This window comes from Aromatoleum toluclasticum ATCC 700605, assembly GCF_000378245.1.
In the GTDB taxonomy this organism is placed as follows: Bacteria; Pseudomonadota; Gammaproteobacteria; order Burkholderiales; family Rhodocyclaceae; genus Aromatoleum; species Aromatoleum toluclasticum.
The window spans coordinates 1-24460 of sequence record NZ_KB899519.1; the positions used below are offsets into that span (position 1 = coordinate 1).

The 24460-nt window shown below is 63.5% G+C and carries 24 protein-coding genes; 16 read left to right on the plus strand and 8 right to left on the minus strand.

Annotation, left to right across the window (positions count from 1 at the left end):
* From F464_RS29705 to F464_RS0126910, 16 genes are all read left to right on the plus strand, one after another.
* Positions 1 to 198: ATP-binding protein (locus F464_RS29705; RefSeq protein ID WP_040395826.1), on the plus strand; the 198-nt coding region annotated here is incomplete at its 5' end.
* Between the two features lie 69 nt (positions 199 to 267).
* Entirely contained in the window at positions 268 to 924 is a 657-nt protein-coding gene (locus tag F464_RS31960) for a response regulator transcription factor (protein WP_018992961.1), read from the plus strand.
* Positions 925 to 1252: 328 nt separating this feature from the next.
* On the plus strand, positions 1253 to 2239 hold the full coding sequence (locus F464_RS0126845) for a YCF48-related protein (protein ID WP_026296366.1): 987 nt from the start codon (positions 1253 to 1255) through the stop codon (positions 2237 to 2239).
* A gap of 14 nt (positions 2240 to 2253) precedes the next feature.
* Positions 2254 to 4677 carry an efflux RND transporter permease subunit gene (locus F464_RS29710; protein WP_018992963.1) on the plus strand — a complete coding sequence of 808 codons (2424 nt, stop codon included), beginning with the start codon at positions 2254 to 2256 and terminating at the stop codon, positions 4675 to 4677.
* 66 nt (positions 4678 to 4743) lie between these two features.
* Positions 4744 to 6789 carry a DUF1302 family protein gene (locus tag F464_RS0126855; RefSeq protein ID WP_018992964.1) on the plus strand — a complete coding sequence of 682 codons (2046 nt, stop codon included), beginning with the start codon at positions 4744 to 4746 and terminating at the stop codon, positions 6787 to 6789.
* A 26-nt stretch (positions 6790 to 6815) separates the two neighbouring features.
* Positions 6816 to 8129 (plus strand): DUF1329 domain-containing protein, encoded by a 1314-nt coding sequence (locus F464_RS0126860; protein WP_084600613.1) that lies wholly within the window; start codon positions 6816 to 6818, stop codon positions 8127 to 8129.
* A 267-nt stretch (positions 8130 to 8396) separates the two neighbouring features.
* Entirely contained in the window at positions 8397 to 8831 is a 435-nt protein-coding gene (locus F464_RS0126865; RefSeq protein WP_018992966.1) for a Zn-ribbon domain-containing OB-fold protein, read from the plus strand.
* A 20-nt stretch (positions 8832 to 8851) separates the two neighbouring features.
* Positions 8852 to 10021 (plus strand): thiolase family protein, encoded by a 1170-nt coding sequence (locus tag F464_RS0126870; RefSeq protein ID WP_018992967.1) that lies wholly within the window; start codon positions 8852 to 8854, stop codon positions 10019 to 10021.
* A gap of 15 nt (positions 10022 to 10036) precedes the next feature.
* Complete coding sequence (locus F464_RS0126875) at positions 10037 to 10789, plus strand: SDR family NAD(P)-dependent oxidoreductase (RefSeq protein WP_018992968.1); 753 nt, start codon at positions 10037 to 10039, stop codon at positions 10787 to 10789.
* Positions 10790 to 10803: 14 nt separating this feature from the next.
* Positions 10804 to 11550 (plus strand): SDR family NAD(P)-dependent oxidoreductase, encoded by a 747-nt coding sequence (locus F464_RS0126880; RefSeq protein WP_018992969.1) that lies wholly within the window; start codon positions 10804 to 10806, stop codon positions 11548 to 11550.
* Positions 11551 to 11582: 32 nt separating this feature from the next.
* Positions 11583 to 12815, plus strand: a complete 1233-nt coding sequence (locus tag F464_RS0126885; protein WP_018992970.1) for a CaiB/BaiF CoA transferase family protein — start codon at positions 11583 to 11585, stop codon at positions 12813 to 12815.
* Positions 12799 to 14028, plus strand: a complete 1230-nt coding sequence (locus F464_RS0126890) for a CaiB/BaiF CoA transferase family protein (protein WP_018992971.1) — start codon at positions 12799 to 12801, stop codon at positions 14026 to 14028. The genes F464_RS0126885 and F464_RS0126890 overlap by 17 nt, the downstream gene beginning before the upstream one ends.
* A gap of 163 nt (positions 14029 to 14191) precedes the next feature.
* The gene (locus tag F464_RS29715) at positions 14192 to 14392 is read left to right on the plus strand and encodes a hypothetical protein (RefSeq protein ID WP_018992972.1); all 201 of its coding nucleotides are present in this window, start codon (positions 14192 to 14194) and stop codon (positions 14390 to 14392) included.
* Positions 14393 to 14443: 51 nt separating this feature from the next.
* Positions 14444 to 15664 carry an acyl-CoA dehydrogenase family protein gene (locus F464_RS0126900; protein WP_018992973.1) on the plus strand — a complete coding sequence of 407 codons (1221 nt, stop codon included), beginning with the start codon at positions 14444 to 14446 and terminating at the stop codon, positions 15662 to 15664.
* A 36-nt stretch (positions 15665 to 15700) separates the two neighbouring features.
* Complete coding sequence (locus F464_RS0126905) at positions 15701 to 16471, plus strand: enoyl-CoA hydratase/isomerase family protein (protein WP_018992974.1); 771 nt, start codon at positions 15701 to 15703, stop codon at positions 16469 to 16471.
* 66 nt (positions 16472 to 16537) lie between these two features.
* Positions 16538 to 17167 (plus strand): YbhB/YbcL family Raf kinase inhibitor-like protein, encoded by a 630-nt coding sequence (locus F464_RS0126910; protein ID WP_018992975.1) that lies wholly within the window; start codon positions 16538 to 16540, stop codon positions 17165 to 17167.
* A gap of 77 nt (positions 17168 to 17244) precedes the next feature.
* Here the strand turns inward: F464_RS0126910 and F464_RS0126915 are convergent, their stop codons facing one another.
* From F464_RS0126915 to F464_RS0126950, 8 genes are read right to left on the minus strand one after another with little or no spacing between them, the layout of a single operon-like run.
* The gene (locus tag F464_RS0126915) at positions 17245 to 18801 is read right to left on the minus strand and encodes an amidohydrolase (protein ID WP_018992976.1); all 1557 of its coding nucleotides are present in this window, start codon (positions 18799 to 18801) and stop codon (positions 17245 to 17247) included.
* A complete protein-coding gene (locus F464_RS0126920; protein WP_018992977.1) occupies positions 18798 to 19742 on the minus strand; it encodes an SDR family oxidoreductase in 945 nt (314 codons plus the stop codon). The genes F464_RS0126915 and F464_RS0126920 overlap by 4 nt, the downstream gene beginning before the upstream one ends.
* A 22-nt stretch (positions 19743 to 19764) precedes the next feature.
* Entirely contained in the window at positions 19765 to 20688 is a 924-nt protein-coding gene (locus tag F464_RS0126925; protein WP_018992978.1) for a DUF4037 domain-containing protein, read from the minus strand.
* Positions 20685 to 21269, minus strand: a complete 585-nt coding sequence (locus F464_RS0126930; RefSeq protein WP_018992979.1) for a DUF4258 domain-containing protein — start codon at positions 21267 to 21269, stop codon at positions 20685 to 20687. Before F464_RS0126930 ends, F464_RS0126925 begins: the two co-directional genes overlap by 4 nt.
* Before the next feature lie 53 nt (positions 21270 to 21322).
* On the minus strand, positions 21323 to 21847 hold the full coding sequence (locus F464_RS0126935) for a hypothetical protein (RefSeq protein ID WP_018992980.1): 525 nt from the start codon (positions 21845 to 21847) through the stop codon (positions 21323 to 21325).
* Positions 21848 to 21861: 14 nt separating this feature from the next.
* Positions 21862 to 22143, minus strand: coding sequence for a MoaD/ThiS family protein (locus F464_RS29720; protein WP_018992981.1), 282 nt, complete (start codon positions 22141 to 22143; stop codon positions 21862 to 21864).
* Positions 22140 to 22712, minus strand: coding sequence for a DUF4125 family protein (locus F464_RS0126945; protein WP_018992982.1), 573 nt, complete (start codon positions 22710 to 22712; stop codon positions 22140 to 22142). The genes F464_RS29720 and F464_RS0126945 overlap by 4 nt, the downstream gene beginning before the upstream one ends.
* Positions 22712 to 24448, minus strand: coding sequence for a vWA domain-containing protein (locus tag F464_RS0126950; RefSeq protein WP_228216828.1), 1737 nt, complete (start codon positions 24446 to 24448; stop codon positions 22712 to 22714). The genes F464_RS0126945 and F464_RS0126950 overlap by 1 nt, the downstream gene beginning before the upstream one ends.
* Between the last annotated feature and the right edge of the window lie 12 nt (positions 24449 to 24460).

Below are 24460 nucleotides of genomic sequence, written 5' to 3' on the forward strand. Positions count from 1 at the left end.
TTCGTCCAGGACCACGGCACGGGGCTCGAGAAGCGCTCCGCGAAGCGCGTGTTCGAGCCCTATTTCTCCACCAAGCCCGACGGGATGGGTATCGGCCTGACGATCTGCCGCTCGATTGTCGAGTCGCACGGCGGACAGCTTTCGTTTTCGAGGATCGGCAAGGGCGGGTCACGCTTTCAATTCACCTTGCCGATGTAGGGGAGGTCCGCGCCGGCACGAAGACCGAAGAGTCTCGGGCGGCGAAGACCATGCACAAAGGAGGAGTCCATGCAGGTGGAAAAAATTTCGCCGACCGTGTTCGTCGTCGACGATGAAGAGTCGGTCCGTCATTCGCTGAAGTGGTTGCTTGGCTCGATCGCGCTCGACGTGAAAATGTACGAATCGCCGCAGGCGTTTCTCGACACCGATTTTTCCTGTGACTACGGCTGCCTGATCCTGGACGTGCGGATGCAGGCGCTCAGTGGTCTGCAGCTTCAGGAAGTACTGTGCGAGCGCGCCTTCAAACTGCCGATCATCTTTCTTTCCGCGTATGGGGATGCCCAGATGGGGGCCCAGGCCATCAAGAAAGGCGCCATCGACTTTCTGCAGAAACCGTACCGCAATCAGGATCTGCTCGATGCCGTCAATGCCGCCCTGACCCAGAGCAAGGAGACGTTGAGCAAACAAAGCGAGCAGCACAAGTACCGCAATTGTTTCGAAAGTCTCTCGCTGAGGGAAAAGGAAATCTTCGATCTTGTCGTCGAAGGAAACAGCAGCAAGGAAATCGCCAGAATCCTCGGAATCAGCCCGAAGACCGTGGAGGCGCACCGCGGGCGACTGATGAGCAAGCTGGGCGTGCGCTCTTCGGGCGAGCTGATTCAGCTGTCGATGCTCACGAACAGTCACTGCGTCGAGTGCAAATGGGCGTCCCGGCGCGCCAATTGAGGCGGCGCTCCCGAAGCTGAGCGCACATCATGGCCGCGATCGAGGGTCGGCAGATCCTCGGCGGCCATCTTTCCCGGATATTTCACCTGCCGTCGTGCCGGCATTTTTGCGGCAACGATTCGCCCTTCCCGTTCACGCGCGAGTCATGTCTGTCCGGAAACCGACTCCGGGGGCGTCAGGGATAACTCCCTACTGATTAGGTGTGCGCACCAATTGTTGGTCAGCTGTGCGCAGCCTACATTCGTGCCGTCGGGTGGGGAGGTTCATACCGTGACCCTCATGATCGCGCGAGCCGCATCGACCCGTCCCGAACGGAGGAGACATAATTATGAATGGTTCCATGAAGTCATGGTGCGCCGGCTCTTTGGGTGCATTGCTTTGCGTGATGCTGAGCGGATGCGGCGCATCGGCGAATACGGCGAATACGGCGAACGTCGTAGAGGGCGGTTCGAAGGGCGCGAAACGCTCCGATGCGTTTCAGGCGGCAGCGGACAACGGGACGACGACCGTCGTCGTCGGAGCGACCGGGGTTGTACTGACGTCATCTGACCGTGGCAATAGCTGGGCACGTCGGCAGCTCGATCCGCTCAGTTCTTTCGTGGGTGTCTCCGCCTGTGCCGACGGAAGTTTTGCGGCGCTCGATTTCTTTCATCGCGTCTGGGTTGCAGATGCCGCCGGTGACAACTGGCAGGCGCGCGCGATCGAGGAGCCGGCAAATCCGCTGGCAATCACCTGCGACGCCGGAAACCGGCTGTGGGTGGTGGGCAGCGGCAGCACCATCGCGTCGAGCAGCGACCAGGGGGCAAGCTGGAGCACGACCGTCGTGGGTGACGATGCAATGCTCGCCAGCGTCCAGTTCCTGAACGAGCAGGAAGGATTCATCACGGGTGAATTCGGGGCCGTTTACCGCACGGGGGATGGCGGTGCGACCTGGGAAGCCTTGCGGAAGATCGGCGAGGATTTCTATCCCTATGCAGCGGTCTTTGCGGACCGTGACCGCGGCTGGGTGTCCGGCCTCGCGGGAGTGGTGATGCAGACCACCGACGGCGGCAATAGCTGGAGCAGACGGGTCAATGAGGCGGGTGCGCCGATCTACGGCCTGGCGCTAGACGGCGGTACCCCGCTCGGCGTGGGGATCAATGGTCTCGTATTCCGGGCGAGCGGGGACCAGTGGAAGCTCGCCGGTGCACGCAAGTCCACCTATTTGCGCGCCGCCCTGCCATTTGGCGACGGCCGGATCCTTGTCGCCGGTGGGGTTGGGGGCGTGGAGGTAATGACACTCGACGACGACCCCAAGGTCGCCGCGAACAATTAAGCGAGGTCACGATCATGCGTCATCGCTTTACCCATGCAGTTCACCAACTCGAGAACGCCGCGTTTCAATTTCCACGCGCGATTCTGGCGGCGATCCTTCTCGTGACGGTCTTCTTTGCATTCAAGTTGCCCGGCATCCAGATCTATTCGGCGTTCGAGGACCTGCTGCCGCAGAGCCACCCTTACATCAAGCTGCATAACGAGATCCGCGGCAGCTTCGGCGGCGCGAGCCAGATCGTCGTCGCCCTCGAGGTCGAGAACGGCGACATCTTTACCAATGAAACCTTGTCCCGCCTGCAGCGGCTGACACAGGGGGTCGACAACCTGCCGGGGGTCAATCACAACCAGGTCGTGAGCCTCGCACACCGTACGGTGCGCAAGATCTGGCTGACGGAAAGCGGCGAGATGATATCCCGGCTGTACTACGACCCGACGCAGCCGAATCTGACCGTGGAGGAGCTCGAGACGCTCAGGAAGGACGTCATGGCGAACCCGCGTGTCTATGGCCTGCTGGTGTCCCCGGATCTCAAATCGGCAATGATCAAGGCGCAGCTGAACGAGGCCGACGATATCGATTACGGCAAGATCTTCTCGGAATTGCAGACGGTGCGGGCCAACGAGGCCGCCGACGGTGTGAGAATCCACGCGACTGGCAACCCTGTGCTCATCGGGTGGGTGTACACCTACCTGCCGCAGATCATCCAGATTTTCTTGTACACCCTCGGGCTGATGGTAGCCCTGCTGGTGATCTATTTCCGGCGTCTGTATGGCGTGCTGCTGCCTTTGCTCGGAATCACCCTGTCTTCGATCTGGGGGCTGGGCTTTATCTCGCTGATGGGCTGGAATCTCGATCCGCTGAATCTCGTGATTCCATTCCTGATCGCGGCCCGTGCGATGTCGCACAGCATCCAGCTGGTCGAGCGCTATTACTTCGAACTGGGCGAGACGAACGATTCACGGAAGGCGGCGCGCAATGCGTTCGACGATCTGTTCCGGCCCGGCTCGCTGGCAATCGTCGTCGATGCGATCGGCATTCTCGTGCTGGTGCTCGGTGCGGCGCCGATCAATACGAAGATGGGCTACTACGCGGGTTTCTGGGCCTTCTCGGTCGTGTTTACGGTGCTGCTCTTCGTGCCGCTGCTGCTGCTCGTCTTGCCGCAGCCGCGCGCCGTGGCCGCGCGCGGGAGCGTCCTGCGTAAGGTCGTCGTCGCGCTGTTCGGCGTGGTCGGCAGCCGCAGGGGATCGATTGCGGTGCTCGTCGGGGCCGCGGTCCTCGTCATGGCGGGCGCCTGGCTGAGCCTTGGCGTGCAGGTCGGCGAGGCCGAGCCGGGGAGCCCGCTGCTCTATCCGCAGCATGACTACAACATCTCGTCGCGCGCTATCAATGAGCGCTTTCCGGGGTCGGAAGAGCTGTACATCGTTGCACGGACGGCGGAGAAGGGCGGACTGAAGAATCCCGAGGTGTTGCGCGCGATCGAGTCCTTCCAGAACACGATGCTGCAGGATCCGAACGTCGGTGGCACGAAGGCTCTGCCGGGGCTGATCCGCTCGGTCAACGGCCTGATCCACAACACGGATCCGCGCTGGAACCAGATTCCGTCCGATCCGAACGAGATTGGCGGACTGATGTTCACCTTCATGGCCGCGAGTCCGATTCCGGGGGCGTTGAACGAGTACACGAACACCGACGAGAATCTGGCCAACCTTGTGTTCTTCTACAAGGACCACCAGGCGCAGACGATCGAGCGCGCGATCGGGCTTGCCCGGGAGGGCGTTGCGACGTTGGCGGGCAAGGTTCCGGGCTTGAGCATCGAACTCGCAGGGGGCGCCGTCGGGGTCAACGCGGCGATCAACGACGCGGTCCGCCACGACAACTTCCTCATCGTCCCGCTCGTGCTCACGCTCTCATTCGCCTTCGTGTGGGCGTTCTACGGCTCGCTCCATGCGGGATGGTTGATGGTGCTGCCGATGATCTTTGCCACGGTCATGACATATGCGTACATGAGCGTCAGGCATATCGGCATGAACGTGAATACCGTTCCCGTGATCGCGGTCGGCATCGGCGTCGGCATCGACTACGCGATCTACATCATGAACCGCATCCGCGAGGAGATGGCGGCGCTGCAGGACCTGCGCAAGGCGGTGCTGAAGGCGATCGCGACGACCGGCTTCGCGGTGTCTTTCACCGCCACGACGCTGATCGCCGGGGTCGTGATGTGGATCGTGCTGTCGGATCTGCGCTTCCAGTCGGACGCCGCGCTGCTGCTCAGCCTGATGCTGCTCTTCAACGTGGTGGCGGCCATGCTGCTCGTTCCGGCGTGGGTCATGATCTTCAAGCCCCGCTTCATAACGGCGGTCTATCTCGACGAGGACCAGGTCATCCAGGTCCGCGAACACGAACCGGAACCGCCCTGCACGGCGGTTGCACAACCGGCGTAACGCGCACAACCCGGCGCAAGACTCCAACACAAATCGATTCGGGTCTACCAAGGGAGGAAATGCTGTATGAAGGCAGCAGGAGACTTTTCGCGTCCGAAATTGACCGTTCTCGCCGCGGCCTTGTCGCTGGCCGTGGGGGGACTGGCGCAGGCGGCGGACGAAAACCTTCCGGATCTGGGCGGCGGCGCTGCGCCCTGGGTCGCGGACGTGTATTACGAGAACCATACGGTGCGTCGCCATGATGCGGGGCTCGCGAAGTTCCGCAACACGCTTCAGGTCGAAGCCGACAAACCGATGGGCGACGGTTGGGCATTCCGAAGCATTCTGCGGGGAAGCTGGGACGGTGTTTATCGCCTGAATCGAGACGAATACGGTCGTCGGGCCGGCGGATCGATCGAGCTCGAAAACACCGCGGCGCCGCTGTTGCCGCCCGTTCCAACCAGCGCCGGTACACCCTTAAACCGGCCCCGGGTCCCGCACGGTGGCGGTATCAACAACCCGATCGGTACGGCGATCGGCCTGCCGCCGACGAACGCCTTCGGCTTCGACCTGGCGGCGAATCCGAACGACGGCATGCGGGTGCTGGGTGATCGCTGGCATCAGACGGAAGGCGGCGTGGCCTTCGGCGTGCCCGTTCGCCCCTGCGACACGGACAAACGCGGCTGTCGCGATTTCGGCGGCTACGGGGATCTGAAACTGGGTGAACTGGAGGCGCCGGAGTTCAACGACCGGCTCGATTTCCTGCGCGAAATCTACGCGAAGAAGACGTTTCCGTTCGCCGACGGAACCGAGCTCTTCGTGAAACTCGGACGGCAGCAGGTGGTATGGGGCCGTACCGATCTGTTCCGTGTGCTCGATGTGATCAACCCCATCGACTATTCGCGCAACAACATCTATGACGAGCTTCAGGACATCCGCATTCCAATGTGGATTGCCCAAGGCGAATACCGCATGGGTGCAAGCGATGCCATGCAGGACCGGAACGTCCAGGTCGTCTGGAATTTCGACAAGTTCCGTCCGAACAACCTGGGACAGTGCGGATCTCCGAACGTGATCCTTGATGCCGGGTGCTTCTTCCGCGGCATGGCCAGCCTGTGGGACAACGGAGGCACTGTCGCCAATTTCGCGGCCGTTCCGCCCGGGACTGCCGGTGCATGGGCGGCAACGGACTTCGGGCCGCACCAGATCGGCATCCGCAAGGTGCATCTGCCCGAATGGTCGCTCTCTAACACGCAGCTGGGCGTGAAGTACGAGGGGATCACGAAGGAGGGGCTGGCATTCTCCCTCAATGCGCTGACGTATCGGTCGCAGCTGCCCAGCCTGCACGCATTCAGCGCGGGCACGGTTAACCCTTTCACCGGTGGCAGCGGCAATACGACACCCCCGGCGGCCGGCGTCCCGGTGAGTCGCCTGATTGCCTTCGACGTCCATTACCCGCGGGTCAATCTCCTTGGCGGATCGCTGGACTTCCAGATCCCCGATGCCAATGCCGCGATCCGCATGGAGACGGCATTGACGGAGGGCGAGGAGTTCGCGAACACGGCTCGTCGTGACTTGTACTCGTCGAACAGGGTGCTGCGGGCAGTGGTCGGGGTGGATCGTCCCACCTTCATCCCCTTCATCAGCAAGACGCGCGCGACGCTCATTTCGGCCCAGCTTTTCTGGCAGCACATCTTCGATCACGAACAGCACGACGGTCCGCTCGGCAAGGTGGGCATGGTCGACTGGGAAGACAACTTCATCGGGACGCTGCTGATCAAGGGCTTCCTGGCGGGCGACCGGGTGAGTCCGCAGGTGATCATGGCGCGGGACTTCCGGGCAAAGGCGCTCACGGTCGCACCGCAGATCGAATGGAGCGTCACCGACGACTTCAAGGTCACGCTCGGCGCCAACTTCAAGTATGCGAACGGGAACAACCACTACAAGTTCGACGACACCCGTTCGGCCAACCCGTATCCGCCCTTCACGACCTACACAGCATCCGGCCAGTCGTTCGTGCCGGGCTCGGCAGGTCTGTCCGGCATCGAGCCGCTCGGACGCTTCCGCGCCGGCCCGATCGGAGCGGCAGTCGCAGAAGACGACATCTACGTGACGGTTCGCTACAAGTTCTGAAACTAATACAAGAGGAGACAGTGGAAATGACCAGATACTTTGCAAGGCGGAGCTCGATCGCAGTGGCATTGGCCTGCGCAGCGGGGACTCTTCACGCGGCGAGCGAGGCCGACATCGACAAGTCCTTCTTTCCGTACAAGAGCGCCGTACCGACGGCCGCCGGCGTCACGGCCGGAACCGTGATCAACAAGGGGAATTTCGCGAATTTCGAGGCGGTGCTCGACCCGGGATTGCAGCGTCACATCCAGGCAGGGGCTGTGGAGATCACCGTCGGAAAAACAACATCCTTCGATATCGACAAGAGCTACGTCGACGCGACCAGGGAGAACGCCGGCAAGGTGAAACTCGGCGCGAAACCGGGTGAGCTGGTCGGCTATGTCGCAGGGCGCCCGTTTCCCGAAGAGCCCGATGCAAAGGATCCGCGCGCTGGTGAGAAACTCGCCTGGAACTTCCGCTATGGCATGAACTGGGGCGACGGCTTGGCAATTTCGCCGTTCTATTGGAAATACCGCAACATGGACAGCGGCAAGGTCGAGCGCAACATCCTGTTCAATTTCCATTTCATAAAGTACACGCATCGGCTGAATCAGGTGCCGACGCCGGAAATTTCGCCGAACCCGTCGAAGCTCTATCGCGCGACCTACGTGAACGTGCAGGAACCGCAGGACGTCAAGAACACGCAGCTGCTGATCCAGCGCTACGAGGACGACCTGAAGCAGGATGATGCCTATCTCTATCTCGGTTTCCAGCGCCGCGTGCGCAGGTTGTCGACGGGGCAGACCACGGACGCCTTTCTCGGTTCGGACATCATGATCGAGGACTTCGAAGGTTATAACGGCCGCATCTCGGACATGAACTGGAAGTACAAGGGCACGGTGAACATGCTGATGCCCTTTTACCACCATAACGACATGAAACTGTCGGACGAATACAAGGAGTCCGACGGCTACAAGTATGTCGCCTTCGGCGGCCAGGGCGGTTGCTTCCCCGACATTACGTGGCAGTTGCGCAAGGTGCACATCGTCGAATCGTCCCCGGTTGACCCCAACCATCCGGTGAGCAGACGCGTGCACTACATGGATGCGCAAACTTCAGCAATGTCGCAGACGCTCGTATATGACCGCAAGGGGGACTTGTGGAAAATATTCATGCTGGGAATGACGCACCCCGATTCCCATCTGGCTCAGAACAAGGGTAGCGGGATCGTTCTATTCGATGCATTCAGCATGATCGACGTCCAGGCCAAGCACTGTACGACAGGACAATTCAAGGGGCGGGCAGACGCCAAGATGGTCCCGGTCAATCTGTTCAGCGTTCAGAACATGCGCGGCGGAAGCTGAGCCGATAATTCTTCTCGGGATCACTCTCCTCCCGCGGAAATTTTGCGCGCCTCTTGGCGCGCTTTTTTTTTCACCGTCGAGATTGGCCGGGTATCGGCGACGGCTCGGACGGATTGCCGAAACCACCATTCGACGCGGGTTCCCGCCTTGCACCTGCAGGTGAGGGTAGCCCCTTAGGCGTTAGGTGTCCGCACCAATTGTTGCAGCGCAGCCCGGCGCGTCTAATTGAATCCACGTTGAACACGAAACTAATGCTGCGGAGGCGTCATGTCAGATCAGAAGCCGAACAAGAAACCGGAGAAGAAGCCGGATATCACGTTCTTTCATCCGGACCTGCTCGAGGTGCCCGCAGACGGCGGCGCGCCGTATCTCAAAGGGTATCGCTGCAAGGGCTGCGGCCAGCTGGATTTCCCCAAGCTGAGCCCGTGTCCGAGCTGCTGGGGCGAGGAATTCGAGGTGGTGCCGCTCAGCCGGCGCGGAAAGCTTTACAGCTTCAGTGACAATTTCATTGGCCAGGCGGGAATGAAAACGCCCTATTCGTTCGGCTATATCGATTTGCCCGAGAACCTGCGGATTTTCGCGCAGCTGGAAGGCGAGCCTGGCAGTTTCCGCTGCGACGAAGAGGTCGAGCTGACGGTCGGGCCGGTGCGCGACAACCGCGATGGCGTTCCGCTGATCAGCTACAAATTCCGCAAAGCCTAATCTTCGGTGGGTGAGAGACGATGAAATTGCAACGCAAAGTGTATATCGCCGGAGTCGGCGAGACAAAATTCGGGCGGCATGAGGTCGATTTCGACGTCCTGGGCCGGGCCGCCGCATTCGAGGCGCTGAAGGCATCCAACATCGACCGTCCGACAATGGTGCAGAGCGCCTATGTCGGTAACGGCACCAACGGAATGGTGGTCGGGCAGACCGTGCTCAAGGATCTGGGCATGTGCGGCCATCTTCCGATCATGACGGTGGAAAGCGCATGCTCGGCCGGGGGCATGGCAGTGCATCTGGCAGTGCGGGACGTGGCGATGGGACTCGCGGACGTGGCCATCGGCATCGGCTGCGAGAACCACACGCTGCACATGGCGCAAGGCACTGCCTTTGCGACGGCGATGTCGGACATCGAAACGGTGCACGGCGCGGTCATGACGGGCAAGTATGCGATGCGCGCTCAGCGCTACATGTACGAAACCGGTGCCACCGCCGAGGACCTGGCGATGATCACGGTGAAGAACCGTCGGCACGCGACGAACAACCCCTATGCGTGGTTCAAGGGCGAAATCTCGGTCGAGGAGGTGGTCAACTCGCGCGTCGTCGCGTCGCCGCTGACGCTGCAGCAGTGCTGCGGTATCGCCGACGGTGCCGGCGCGGTGGTGGTGTGTTCGGAACAGATGGTGAAGAAGCTCGGCATCCAGAAGCCGATCCTGGTGGCGGGGTCGGTCGTGCGTTCGGGGCCGTACCACAACCGGCCGCGCGACATCACCGGTGACGACATCACGGAAGAGAGCGCGCACCAGCTTTACGAGGAGTCGGGCATCGGTCCCGAGGATGTGAATATCGTCGAGCTGCACGACGCCTTCACGATCGCCGAGCTGCTGTACTACGAATGCCTCGGGCTGTGCCCGAAGGGCGAAGGGCTGAAGTTCCTGCGCGACGGCAACTCGACGCACGGCGGCAAGTGTGTCGTCAGCCCGCGCGGCGGCATGCTGTCGTACGGACATCCGATCGGCGCTTCGGGTGCCGCGCAGATCGCAGCCAGCGTCAAGCAGATGCGCAACCAGTGCGCCGGCTACCAAGTGGATCCGGTGCCGCGCGTGGCGATGACACATGTGACGGGCGGCGGACTGTCGGGCACGGAACACGCGGCCTGCACGATGCACATGCTGGTGAGCGACTGGTAAGCGGGGAACAGGGCGATGAATACGAAAAACAAGGAAAGGGTGGCGTTGATCGTCAATGCCGACGACGCAGTCGGCGAGGCGGTGGCCATGCGCCTCGCGGCGTCCGGCGCGCAGATCGCGCTGACCGGTGCGGACGCCCGCCAGCTCGACAGAGTCGCGTCGCAGTTGGCGGAGAAAGGGGTGGAGGTGATCGCGGTGAAGACGGGCGCAGCCGAGCCGGAGGAGATCCACGAGAGCGTCGTGCGGGTGATGGCGCGTTTCGGGCGGATCGACATCCTGGTGCAGAACGAGCGCGCGCTCGCGGCCAAGCCGCTGCAGGAGATTTCGGGCGCCGATGTCGACGCGGCGCTCGGCGCCGGCCTCGCCGGTCCGTTCCACTACCTGCGCGAGATCGTGCCGGGGATGCGCAAGAGCGGCTTCGGGCGCGTGGTCAATATCAGCGACATCCGCTACCTGGGACTTGCGCAGACCGCCAACGTCGCCGCCGCGCGCTCCGGTCTGTTCGGGCTGACGCGGGCGCTCGCGCTGGAGTCGGCGCGCGACGGCGTCACGGTGAACACCGTCGTGATGGGTGACATCGACAGCGATACGGTCACGGACGCCGACCGGGAGCAGCTCGTCGCCGGCGTTCCGGTGAAGCGGCTCGGGATGCCCGCGGACGTTGCCAATGCGGTCGGGTTCCTGGCCGCCGATAGTTCGAAATACCTCACCGGGCAGACGCTGTTCGTCTGCGGCGGCAAGAGCGCCTATTTTTCGATGTCGATCTGATCAGGGAGGCGGCAATGGGAATTCAGAACAGGGTCGCGCTGATCACCGGGTCGGCGAGCGGCATGGGCAAGCAGACTGCGCTGCGCTTCGCCGAGCAGGGCGCAGCGGTCGTCATCAACGACATCGACGCGGAAAAGGTCGGCGCCACGGTCGACGAGTTCAGCCGGATGGGGCATAGGGTGCTGGGCGCCGTCGCCGACATCAGCAACAAGGCGGCGGTCGATGGCATGGTGCAGAAGGTGGTCGATACGTTCGGCCGCATCGACATCCTCGTCAATAACGCGGGGATGGAGCGGGCAGGCGCGCTGCGCAAGCTCAGCGAGGCGGACTGGGACATCACGATCAACGTCAACCTGAAGGGAACGTTTCTGTGCACCCAGGCGGTGCACGGCCACATGGTCGAGAACGCCCACGGACGCATCGTCAATATCGCGTCCCGCGCCTGGCTCGGCGGCGCCGGTCAGTCGCCGTACTCCTCTGCCAAGGCCGGTGTCGTCGGCATGACGCGGGCGCTCGCGATCGAGTTGGGCCGCTCCGGCATCACCGTCAATTGTGTGGCGCCAGGCCTCATCCATACCCCGATGTGGGACGAGTTGCCGGAGAAGAATCAGCAGTTCCTGCTGTCGCGCCAGCCTACCGGCAAGCTCGGTGAGCCCGACGACATTGCGAACACGCTGCTGTTCCTCGCTGACGACGAGACGAGTTTCGTTACCGGGCAGGTGCTGTACGTGTGCGGCGGGCGGAGCCTGTTCGCAGGTTGAGGCTGGGGCCCGGGCGGTTGGAGGAATGTGACATGGCACAAAACTTTTCCCGATTCAGGGTGCTGGACATGACCGGCGAACTCGGGCCGTACGCGGCCAAGATGTTTGCCGGGCTGGGTGCCGACGTGATCCACCTCGAGCCGCCTGCGGGCGACCCGCTGCGCCGCGTCGGCCCGTTTTTCGGCAACGAGCCGGGTGTGCAGGCGAGCTTGCCGTACCTCTACTACAACGCGGGCAAACGCGGCCTCGCGCTCGATCTCGAGAAGGAGGCGGGCCGCGAGGTTTTCCGCTGGCTGTGCCGCGACGCAGACCTGCTCATCGAAAGCTGCCGCCCGGGTTGGCTGGACGGGCTCGGCCTGTCATGGGAAGTGCTGAGCAAGGACAACGCCCGTCTGGTGCAGACCTCGATCACGCCCTTCGGGCGCACCGGGCCGATGGCGGCCTGTCCCGGCTCGGATCTGACCTGTTCGGCGCTGAGCGGTTTTCTCTACCTCGCAGGGGTCGACGGCGACAAGCCGGTGCGCGCTCCCGACAACCAGGCCTACCGCATGGCCGAGGCGTATGCGGCCGTGGGTAGCGCGATCGCGCTGTTCAGCGCGCAGCGCACGGGAAAGGGGCAGGTGGTCGACGTCGCCTGCATCGAGGCCGAGGCGATGGCGCTCGAGAACGCCGCGCAGTTCTGGGATCTCGAGGGCAAGATCCGGCGCGGGCGCGGGCGCGAGGCCGGCAGCGCGACGCTGCATCCGTGCGCCGACGGCTACATTGCGCTGGTCGCGATCATGGGGCGGAACAAGGAGATGTGGACGCCCTTCGTGCGCTGGATGGAAGCCGAAGGGGTCGAGGAGTGGCAGGTCCTCGATGATGATAAGTGGATAAATTATGCGTATCGCACCTCGGAGGAGGGGTACGCGACCTTCTGCCGCGTCTTCGAGCGCTACACGCGCACCCGCAGCAAAGCCCAGCTGTACGAGATCGGACAGCGCTTCAACGTCGCGGTGACGCCGGTGAGCGACGGACAGGACCTGCTTGCCAACCCGCAGCTGATGCACAGGAGTTTCTGGCAGACGCAGTTTAACGACACGCTGGGGGCGGACATCACCTATCCCGGTGCGCCGTACGAATTCGGCGAACTGGCGTGGCAGCTGGGCCGCAACGCGCCGCGCATCGGCGAGCACACGCGGGAAATACTGGCCGAATCGGGCTATTCGGCATTCGAGATCGACAAACTCGTGCGCGTGGGGGCGGTATATGCCGAACAACATTGAGCGTGCCCTGGAGGGCATCGTCGTATGCGATTTCTCGTGGGTCGGCGCGGGCCCGATCGCCACGAGCGTGCTGGCGCAGTGCGGCGCCGACGTGATCAAGATCGAGAGCGTGAAGCGGCCGGACACGCTGCGCCGCGGCGAGCCGTTCAAGGACGGCATCGGCACGGGGCTCGACCGCAGCGGCTACTTCGCGGCGCGCAACGCCAACAAGCGCGACATCGCGCTCGACATGAACAATCCGCGGGCGCGGGACATTGCCGTCCGGCTGATCGCGAAGAGCGACATCGTCATCAACAACTTCCGTGTCGGGCAGATGGAGAAGTGGAATCTCGGCTGGGAGGACGTGCAGAAGATCAACCCGCGGGCGATCTACGTCACGATGAGCATGCAGGGCGTCGACGGCCCGCACAGCCGCTACATGGGCTACGGCGTGAACCTCAACGCGCTGTGCGGGCTTACCGCGCGGGCAGGCTTCCCCGGCCAGCCGCCGTTCGGCACCGGCACCAACTATACCGACCACGTCATGGTGCCGACGCACACGCTGTTCGGGATCATGGCGGCGCTGCTCGAACGCGAGGCGACCGGGCGCGGCCAGACGGTGAGCCTGTCGCAGCTCGAATCGGCGATCTGCCTGACGCCGAGTGCGCCGATGGCCTTCGCCGCCAATGGCGAGACGCTCGGGCCGCTCGGCTACGGTGATGCGGAAGGCGCTCCGCACGGCGTGTATGCGACCTTGGGCTATCGCAAGTGGATCGCGATTGCGGTGTTCGACGACGCGCAGTGGGCCGCGCTGCGCCGCGTGATGGGCAATCCGCCGTGGGCCGAGGAAGAGCGTTTCGCGACTGCGGCGATGCGCCGCCGGCACGAGGCCGAGCTGAACGAGCGCATCGAATGCTGGACCGCGGCGCAGCACGGCGACTGGCTGATGGAGGCGCTGCTGAAGGCGGGCGTGCCGGCGGGCGAGGTGCGCGACGCGCGCGAGGCGATCGAGGACGAGCAGCTGCGCAGGCGCGGCTTCTGGGCCTATCTCGACCACCACGAGGTCGGCGTCACGCTCTACAACCGCGCGCCGATCGTGTTCTCGCGTACGCCACTGGAGATGAAGACCGCGGCGCCGTCGATCGGACAGCACACGCGCGAGGTGCTGGGCGGGATGCTCGGCTATTCGCACGACGAAATCGAGGATCTGGTCAGTCAGGAGGTGCTGGTGTGAGCACTGTCGGCCAGTGATGTGAGGGCCGATGACGCCGATTGCGCCGCGGCCGCAATTCCAGCCAGGAGGAGGACGAATCATGCATGAGCAACAAGCGCGGCAAGCCGGGATTGCCAAATACGTGCCCGCCGGTTCTTCGGTGTACGAGTGCCCGGAGTGCGGAATGTCCCTGGCCGTCGGCGAGTACCACCCCTATGCCGCCTGCCTGATGGTGGGAGGCTGCCACGACGGAGCCACGATCCACGAGGCACTGATGGCTGTCTTCGAGGACGGCATGCGGGTGGCTGCGGAGAAATGCCGCAACAATGGTGGCGCCTCGATCGCGGACAAGATCGAGTCGTTGATGCGCTCGGACGCCGACTGAAGGCGTGGGTCGGCAGGCCGGGCACGATAAACACAGGACGAGAGACGAGACATGGATTTTTCCCTATCCGAAGAACAGACGATGCTCAAGGAGGTGGCGCGACGGTTCACCACCAACGAGCTGATGCCCCTTGAGAAGGTCCTGCTGGAGCGGGAAATGCGGATGTGGACCGATGGGTACACGCTGCTGCCGAAGGCCGATCACGAGCGCCTGATGAACATCACGCGGGACATGGGCTTTTGGGGCATCGAGGTCGACGAGAAGTTCGGCGGTCAGGGACTCGGCATGTTTGCCAAGACCCTGGTCGTCGAGGAAATGTCCAAGTCGCTCGTCGGTTTCTCGCATCACGGTTTCACGCTGCCGCCCGATGCCCCCAACCTCTACTACCTCAACGAGTGCGGCACTGCCGCGCAGCGCGAGAGGCTTCTCGGTCCCTACTGCCGTGGCGAGATCGACTCCGCGATGATGGCAACCGAACCGGGCGCGGGTTCCGACATCAGCGGCCTGACCACGACCGCGGTGCGCGAGAACGGCCAGTGGGTGATCAACGGTTCGAAGATCTTCATCAGCAAATGCGACAAGGACAACCTGTTCTTCATCTGCATCGCGGTGACGGACAAGGAAGCGTCCACCAAGCGGCGATTCACGGCCTTCATCCTCGACAAGGAGACGCCGGGACTGCGCATCGGCGCCGAGATCCCGGTCATCGGCGCGATGCCGTCCTGGACGGTCTATCTGGACGACGTGCGGGTCGGTGACGAAGCCGTGCTCGGCGAGGTCGGTAACGCCTTCATCCCGCTGCAGAACCGCTTCGGGGTGCGACGCATCGAGCTTGCGGCGCACTGCACCGGCATGGCCGAACGGCTGATCCAGATGATGATCGACCAGGCGAACCTGCGGAAAACCTTCGGCGAGCCGCTCGCGGAACGGCAGACGGTGCAGAACTGGATCGCCGACTCGACCATGGAGCTGGAGCAGGTCCGCCTGCAGCTCTACTTCACCGCATGGAAGTCGGATCAGGGGCACAAGGATCTGCGCATCGAGGCGTCCTCGCTGAAGATCGCCGCGACCGAAATGCTCACGCGCGTCGCCGACCGCGCGATCCAGCTGCACGGCGGCCTCGGCCTGTCGCGCGAACTGGGCGTCGAATACGTTGCGCGCATGGTTCGGATCTGGCGGATCGTCGAGGGCGCTTCCGAAATCCATCGCATGTCGATCGCGAAGAAGCTGCTGAGCGACGGCGCGACATACAGCCCCTTCATGTCGGCGTGAGTCGTCACAGAACACAGGAACGAAAGGAGAACAGCAATGCCGGTAACGCTGGAAGTAACGAATCACGTCGCCTACATCACCTTGAACCGTCCGGAAGCGATGAATTCGCTGGATCCGGAGTCGATCGCCGATCTGGCCGAAATCTGGACGCGCGTGCGCACCGATCCCGACATCCGCGTCGCCGTGCTGACCGGTGCAGGCGAAAAGTCCTTCTGCACCGGCACCGACATGAAGAAGGCGCCGCCGCCGACCGAATGCATGGCGGCGACTTATTTGCGCGAAGGTCAGCCTCTTCTGCCGCACATGAAGACGTGGAAGCCGATCATCGCCGCGATCAACGGCTATGCCGTCGGCGGCGGGCTGGAGATCGCGCTCGCATGCGACATGCGCATCGCGTCGTCGAACGCCAAGTTCGGGCTGACCGAAGTCAAGGTGGCGAGCCTGGCCGGGCTGAACGGCACCCAGGCGCTGCCGCGTTCGGTGCCGCAGGCGGTGGCGATGAAGATGCTGCTCACCGGCGAGATGATCTCGGCGGAAGAGGCGCTGCGCTACGGACTCGTCAGCGATGTCGTCGAACCGTCGGCGCTCGCGGACCTTGCGCGCACGTATGCGGAAAAGATCGCCAGTGCCGCGCCCCTGAGCGTGCAGGCGACCAAGCAGGCCGCAGTGCTCGGCAAGGACATGCCGCTGGAGCACGGCATCCTGTACTCGCACCTGCTGTGGGGCGTGCTGCGCGACACCGAGGACCGGAAGGAAGGGTTCAAGGCCTTCGGCGAACGGCGCACGCCGGAGTTCCGCGGCGCCTGACGGCGCTGGCCGCTTGATGGCGGGGCGGTGATGAATGGGCCGCCCCGCGCGCTGGAGACACGCACGATGCGTCTGACGAGCAGTTTCGAAGACAACCGGCGCCTGCCGGACAACATCGCCTTCGCGGTGGCGGATCCTGAACGGCGGTTTCGCTTCGGCGCCAACCGCAATCCCGGCCTGACGTGGGGCGAACCGCCGGCCGGCACGCGATCCTTCGTGCTCATGTGCCACGATCCCGACGTGCCGAGCCGTTTCGAGCACATCAATCGCGAGGACATCGTGATTCCCGAGGCGATGCCGCGGGTCGATTTCTTCCACTGGGTGCTCGTCGATCTGCGCCCCGCGTGCCGCGGGTTTGCCGAAGGCGACTTCTCGAGCGGCGTCATGCCGCGCGGTAAACCCGGCCCTGCGACGCGGTTCGGCGCGCGGCACGGACTCAATGACTTCACGCGCGGTTTCTCCGGCGACGCGCATATGGCGGGTGACTACTTCGGCTACGACGGTCCGTGCCCGCCGTGGAACGACGAGCGCGTGCACCGTTACGTGTTCACGCTGTACGCCGTGGATCTGGAGCGTTGCCCGGTCGAAGGGCGATTCACCGGCCCTGACGTGCTGCGGGCAATCGATGGGCATGTGCTCGAAGAGTCCTCGCTGACCGCACGTTACACGCTCAATCCGCAGCGCAGCGCCGACTGAAGACGCCACGGCCCGTGCGGGCCGTGAGGGTCATGCGCCGGATAGCCCGCAGGGCTGCTACCGGCCGCTTGGGCGGACTAACGCGCCCAGACGATCTTCCCGCCGATCAGCGTCATGACCACCTGGACGTGCGCGAGATCGTCGGGCGTCGCCCATTCTCCGGCGCCTTCGACAAGGACGAGGTCAGCGCGTCGGCCCGCTTCGATCGTTCCCGTCGCATTCTCCTCGCCGGCCGCGTACGCACCGCCCCAGGTGTAGAGGCGCAGCGCGTCGGCGAGGGAGATCGCTTCCTCGGGCGCAACGCAGCGGCCTGCAGCGTCACGTCGCGTGACGGCGGCCTTCACGCCGTCGAGTGGCGCACAGGACACAAGCGGCGCATCCGATCCGAACGCGAGCGGAATGCGGCGATGCAGGAAGGAGCGGAATGGAAAGAGGGCAGGGTGCCTCGGGTCCGGTTCGCGCGCATTCATGGCTTGTGCGGCCAGTGGCAACAGGGCGGGTTGCGCGACGACGATCGCTCCACTCTGTGCGACGTGGTCCAGCCACCCGGTCGGGCACGCCGGGCAGTGTTCGAAGCGCGGGCGCAGGCGAGGCGCGAGACCGACCTGATCAAGCCACGCGAGCGTGTTCAGCGAGCGGTCGAGCAGCGTGAGGTCCGGCACGTGGAAGGCGAGCTGGAAACCGGCGCGATGGGCCGCCAATGCGGTCGCGTCAATCAGATCCTGCGGCGGCTCGGCGTCACCCGTGCTTTCGTCGAGAGCGATCTTCGCTGCCCCCAGTCGCAGTTCCTCGGGAGGACAGTCGGGATGGGTGCTGCCCGTGCGCATCCCCAACTCGGCGAAGGCGTCCACGCTATCTGCGCCGGCGAACAGGGACATGCGTGGGCTGATGAGACCCCGCCGCTTGTAATCGGCCATCGCGTGCCAGTGTGCGGGCGTGTTCGACCAGCTCGTGTCCTGCAAGGACGTGATGCCGGATTCGAGGAAGATGCGGTCGGCCGTGCGCAGGCCCGCTTCGATCTCGTCGGAGGCAAGGGGCGGGATCGCTGCGGCCACCTGCGCATGGTTGCCCGAGACGATGCCGTTGAGGCGGCCGGTTGTTTGATCGCGGTGTACGATCCCTGCGTCCGATGACACCGCCGATTCGTCGATGCCGCACAACGCCAGTGCCCGGCTGTTGAGCACGCAGTACTGCCCGGCCCGCTCCACGACGATCACCGGTTGGCCCGGGGCAGCTTGGTCCAGTTCCCACCGCGTCGGCAGCCGCTGCTCTGCGAGGCGGGCCGGGTCGCAGTTGGCCGCTCGCAGCCAGTGCCCGTAACCCGTGTCGGCCGCGCGGGATCGCAGTGCGTCGATGAGGCTGGCGATGTCGCGCAGCGGCGAGCAATCGAGGTAGCGCGTCGTCATCGCAAGGGCGACCGGATGGCAGTGTGCGTCGTTGAACCCTGGAATCACCGTCGCGCCCTGGCAGTCGACGACTTTCGTGTGCGGTCCGGTGAGAGCAGGGCGCACGGTGCGGTCGCCAACGTAGAGGATTCGCCCGTCCTTCATCGCGATCAGCTCGGCACCGCGCCTGCCCGCGAAGCGTTCCGGCGTGAAGGCGACGAGGTTGACCAGGATCAGGTCGGCCTTCATCGCGTACCGGCCGCGGCGGCCTCGCGCCGTTTGACTGTCAGGTAATACTTCAGGGTTTCGCGCAGCCCGTTGCGAAACGGTGTATGTGCGAAGTCAAACAGCCGGTCGATTTTCCTACCGTCATAGACCAGATCCTCGTCGAGGGGGAAGGGCAGCGGAAGGTTCCGTCGCGCGATTTCGGCGGGAGACAGGCGAAGCGTTTCAACCGCCTTGCCGGTGATTTCGCCCAGCACTTCGACGATGCGGGCGTAGGAGACGGGTTCGCCCGAGGCCAGATTGAAGGTTTCGCCGAACGCGCGCGGCTCGCCGATGCACTGCCCAATCAGATGTGCCACGTCGACGACCCAGACGAAGTTGAACACGGACGTATCCGGTTCGGGAACGACGATGGGCTCGCGGTTGCGCAGGCGGTCGAAAAAGTAGGTCTCACGCGGCGCATAGTTGTAATAGCCGTAGACGATGGCCGGCCGCAGCACCGTCAGCGCGATGCCGAGGCGCTCGCAGGTCCGGTGCGCAGCTTGCTCCGCGAGGCATTTCTGATATCCGTAATCGGCATATTCGCCGAGTTCCGGCTGCGGACCGTCGAGGACCGGCGCGTTCTCGTCGGCGGGCAGGCGCGCTGCCTTGCGGTACACGGTCGTCGTGCTGACCAGCAGATACTGGCGAACCGTGCCGCGCAGGTTGTCGAGCAGGGTCTCCACATGTACCGGGGTATAGGCGCAGAAATCGACGACGGCATCCCAGTCGGCGGCCGGAATCGCATCGCGCACCTGGCTGGCCAGTTCGCGGTCGCCGACATGTTCGGTGACGCCGTCCATGCGCAAGGGCAGGTTGCCGCGGTTGAACACATGGATCTCCGCGCCCGGGAGCTTCAGCGTTTCCTCGACGAAGACGCGGCCGCAAAAATAGCTGCCGCCGATGACCAATACCCGTTTGGACATATGGAACTCCCGCGCTGCCGCTTCAGCCGATGAGCACGCTCAGGCGCCGCATGGCCGGATCCTCGATGCGCTCATGGATGAGCGGACCGTGATCGACGAGAAAGGGACTGTCGGACCCGGTCAGACCTTCGGCCTGCAGCTCGCCGACGGTCACGGCACACAGCGCGTCGATGTGCGCGCGCTTCTCGTCCGCGTCGCTCGCAGCCATCATCGCCGCGATCCGCTCATGCACGATGCGCCCCTGGCGCGGCAGCTCCGGCAGGCCGCGGTGCCGCCATTTGTAATACGGCGCATAGCGGCGGTTCAGCAGGTAGACCAGCGACATCAGGTCGTTGCAGAACGAGGTTTCCGCATATTGCGCGACGAACGCTTCGCCGCGGCCGAGCGCGCGCGTGAAGTTGTACTGGCCCGCCTGGCCGATCGACATGCAGCGCGCCGCAATCTTCGCGAGCCGGACATCCTCGGGATAGAACGCCAGCAGCCGGCGCCGGCGCCGCGAGAAATCGTCGAACGGGTCGTGGAAAACGCGTCCGGAAGTGCAGGCTGCGAGATACTTTTCCGGGACGCGCAGCCAATCGAAAAGCGTCTGCGGGCCGTCCGGATGGCCGACGTACTGCTTGTACCAGTTTCCGGTTTGGAGCACGCCTATGCGCCCTTCGCCCCATTCGGTGGTCGAGCGTGCAAAGCCGTCGAAGAACTTCGGCAGACGGTCGTAGGCTTGCTGCAGCGCCGCGCCGATCTCGCCGTAATCCTCATCGCTCAGCCATAGGCAGAATCCGGGCCCCCAATCGTGGTCGCGCGATTGCTCGTCGTCGAAGCCGAGGCAGTCGGAGCCGTCGCCGGCGAGCCCGGCCGCGATGCGGTCGCGCCACGCGGCGAATTCGCCGGCTAGCAGTTCCCCGCCGTAGCGGTCGAAATACCGTTCGGCGAGCGTCAAACCGTTCATGGCGCGACCGCGTAATCGATGACGCCGACGGCCTCGCTGCCGGTGAAGGCCTGCTCGGCAATCAGCGCGTTCAGCCGTCGCCCGACTTCGGCATCGACGTATTTCTCGCCGCACTGCTCGCACAGGCCAGCAGGAACCTTCTTGATGACATACAGCCGGCCTTCGAGACGGTAGTCGAAATTCCCGACGGTCACCTGCTTGATGGCGCCGCCGCAGAAGTAACAGCTCGTGATCGAATCGGACATCGCCGGACCTCCGGGGGAACGGTGCAGGGCCGTGCGCCAAAAAGGAGGGGCGGGCACGTAGGCATGGATGACAGCGAGCCACCCGTCGGTGCGTGGCGCTGCGACCGCATGCACCGGCTTGCCGTCGTGGACGGCGCACAGGAGGTAGGCAGGATCCCGCCCGCCGTGCCGGTGCTCCTCGATGATGCGGCCGGAGCGCAGGGCTGTTTCGATCTGCGGCACCGCGATGCGGCCGGCCATCAGCGAACGGATCACGTGCTCGGACAGCACATAGTGCGAGGCTTCGGCGCGTTCGGCGATCCATGTGGTCGCGCGGCCAGGGGCGGGAAGGGGCATATGCAAAGCGGCGTCCACGCCTTCAGCAGGCTGAGGGCCGAACGCGGTTCAGATCATTGGTAGACGCCGGTGAAAATCTCATTTTCGTCGGCAAACATTTTCTTGAACTTTGCACGTGCATCGGCGCGTACGCGTTCGGCATGCTCATGATCCAGTCCGCGCCCCTGAATCCACTTTTCCAGATTGACGCCGCCTGGCAGCCATTTCTCCAGCGTCTCCCGTTCATACATCCATGCCTTGTCCCTGACGCCCAATGCGGCCAGGATTTCCCAGACTTCATCCTTGGTCTCGTCGTGGCAATACACACACATGACGCAGCGGTTGAGCTGGAATTCGGTGATCAGCTTGCGGTCGTATTTGACGGCGGGGATCTTTCTTTCCTCGACATAGGGATCGAGCTTCCTCGCCAGTTCCTCGACTTCCTCGCGCAGGCCGAACACGAGCCATTTGCCCCAATGCTCGAGATACTGCTTGTTGGTCAGCGGCTCGCCGCGCAGGGTGATGTAGTTGTAGCGGTACTCGATGTGATCCAGAGGAACGACGAAGATGAAGTGCGATTCCGGCCGGTCGACGATCATGGGGCGCCTCGCTTTCAACCTCCGGCAATGGCCGGAATCACGTTGACGACGTCGCCCGCGTTCAGCCGGGTCTTCATGTCATCCAGCTGAACAGCGTTGCGACCATTGACGAAGACGACGAACTGCGGCGAGAGGCCTCCGTCGGCGTTCGACAGCGCCGCAGCGAAGCCCGGATTGTGCTGATCGATCAAGCCAATCAATGTTGCGACTGTGGCGTCCGCCGGTGTGTCGAGGGCGAGCTCGCTTTGCTTGATGCCCAGTACGCCGAGCAGATTCAGCCTGACGTCGATGTTCATGCCGTCTCTCCATGTTTGAGCACGCTCTCGGCGTGATCCGGATCGCGATAGCCGTTTTTGCACACCAGTCGATGCAGCGCCTCGACCGCGAGATTGCGATTGTCAGCAACGGCGTCCTCGATATTCTCGAAATACAGCGCCAATGTTTGATCGCTGTAGGTTTCCAGCTCGCAGCCGAGATAGATTCCGAAGTTCCGGCCGTCGCCTGTTTCGTCCGTGCTGCGGCAACATCTCCGATAAAGGGCGGGATAACGGCGTTCCAACTCTTCCTGCCAATTGCTTTCCACAGTGACGATGACGTCGATCAACGGACTGTTTGATAGCGGCGGAATCAGGTTGTCCATCCGCGCATATTTTTCCGCGAGCAGGTTACGTCCGGCTGCCTCGGCCTGTTCCAGGTCGGCAAGATAGGAGGCGAGCATCGGCAACGTCCACGTCTCGAACAGGCTGGACCGGATTGTCTTGAAGTTGTCGGGGGCGCTTTGACAGGGGGCGTGCCGCGCGCTCCTGACACGGACGAACATCTGCCACTCGGCTTCCAGGATGCGATCGAGAATGGACGCACTCATTACTGTGGCGCCCTCGATTCACGCATTTCGCTGATGATCAATTCGCCGAACAACTTGGGCAATTGCTCGGTTTTGTCGATGAACTTCACGAGACTGCCGTATTCGTCGCGCAGCGACTGTTTGGCGGACAGACTGCAACTGACGCCCAGTGTGAGCAGGCTGACACCGTTGCCCTTGCAATACTTGAGGGCGTCCGCCACGCCGCAACCCCAATTCGAGGCGCCGTCGGTGAGGTGGACCAGCAGTGTTTTCTTGCCTGGTATGCGGGTATTCATTGCCGTGGCGATGATCGCTTCGCCAGACGCCGTCCTCCCGTGCGGCAGCACCGTCAGCATACGGCCACCCCGATATATCTCGGTGATGCGGCAGGCGTTTCTGACTTCGTTGTAGGCGAACAGTCGCGCGTTGGGCGCGTACTCCAGGATCGCGGTGAACAGAGTCTGGTAGATCATTTCCGCCTGGTCCCATTGAGTCGGGTCGGCCATCGATCCGGTTGCGTCCACCAGCAGCACGACATTCTTGCGCATGTCGAACTCGTGCTTCTTTTGCTGGAACACGGCACCGGTCGTGTGCGCGCGGTAAAGCCGCCGGCTATGGATCTTTCCCGAACTGAGGCCGCGGTTGAAAACGTTCCGGCGATCGGTGGCGTTCCGCACCACCTGCTCCAGCTTGTGCAAGAGGTGGCGATCGACGCGGTTGCGCGCGAGCATCACGATGTCGTTGCCCTCGACACGCGCGACGTTCTCGAAGTTTGCGACGTTGCCCTTGATCTGGTCGGTGTAATCGCGGTTCTTCTGCGGCAGCGCCGCCTCGATCAGGTTGGCGTAATTGACGATGGTGGCCTTGACGGCCGCTTGCTCCGCCTCTTCCCGGGCCAGTTCATCGTCTTCGCCCATGTCGGGCATCATGAAGCGGTCGCTGCGGTCGCCGGGCCAGAAGCGGATGTGACCGAGCACTTCGCGCCAGAGCTTTTCATAGAGATCGAGGCGGAAATCGCAGCGGTCGCTGACGCTCGGGAGGGCCGGGCAGTCTTCGCGCAGTGCCGGCACGATGCTGTTCATGGTCTGCATCGGCTTGCTGTAGTACTGATCCAGGCTGCCGCGCATGACCAGGCCGCCCAGCGTGAGATCGCTGTGGCCGTTCTTGTAGAGTTCCGGATCGCGGTGGGCCGCCAGACGCCACCACAGGTGCAGCATCTCGGACAGGGTGGGGGGCTTGATCAGGCTCTTCAGCGTCCTGGTAATGCGCCAGTCACGTGCCGCCTCGGCGTAGTAGCCGAGCACGCTCTTGTTGGCGAGGCCGTCGACGTAGACCGACTCGCAGACGCTGAAGAACATGTCGAACTTGTATTCGTACTGCGTCGGCGGCTGCACGCGCAGCCTCAACATCTCGCGCAGCCGCTCGGACCACTCGACGCGCTTGTACGCTTCCTGCACCATGATGCCGGCCATCAGGTCGGTCTTTCCCGCCGGCACCGGATACGTCCCCATGATCGGTGTCGGATCGAGGGCGAGCGCATTGTCGAGCTCCATTCCCGACCAGACGATTTCTCCGACGTTGCGGCCGATGAAAGTCGACAGTTTGCGAATGGCCACCAACAGCTTCACCAACTCGACGGACTCGATCGGCGACTTGTCGCGCCGCCAGAAGTCGGAGTAGCCCTCCTCGCCGGGAATGACGAAACGCTTGACGTCCCCGGCCTCGTTCATCAGCCGTAGTGTGGTGTCGTAGGTCATGGCAGTGGAAGA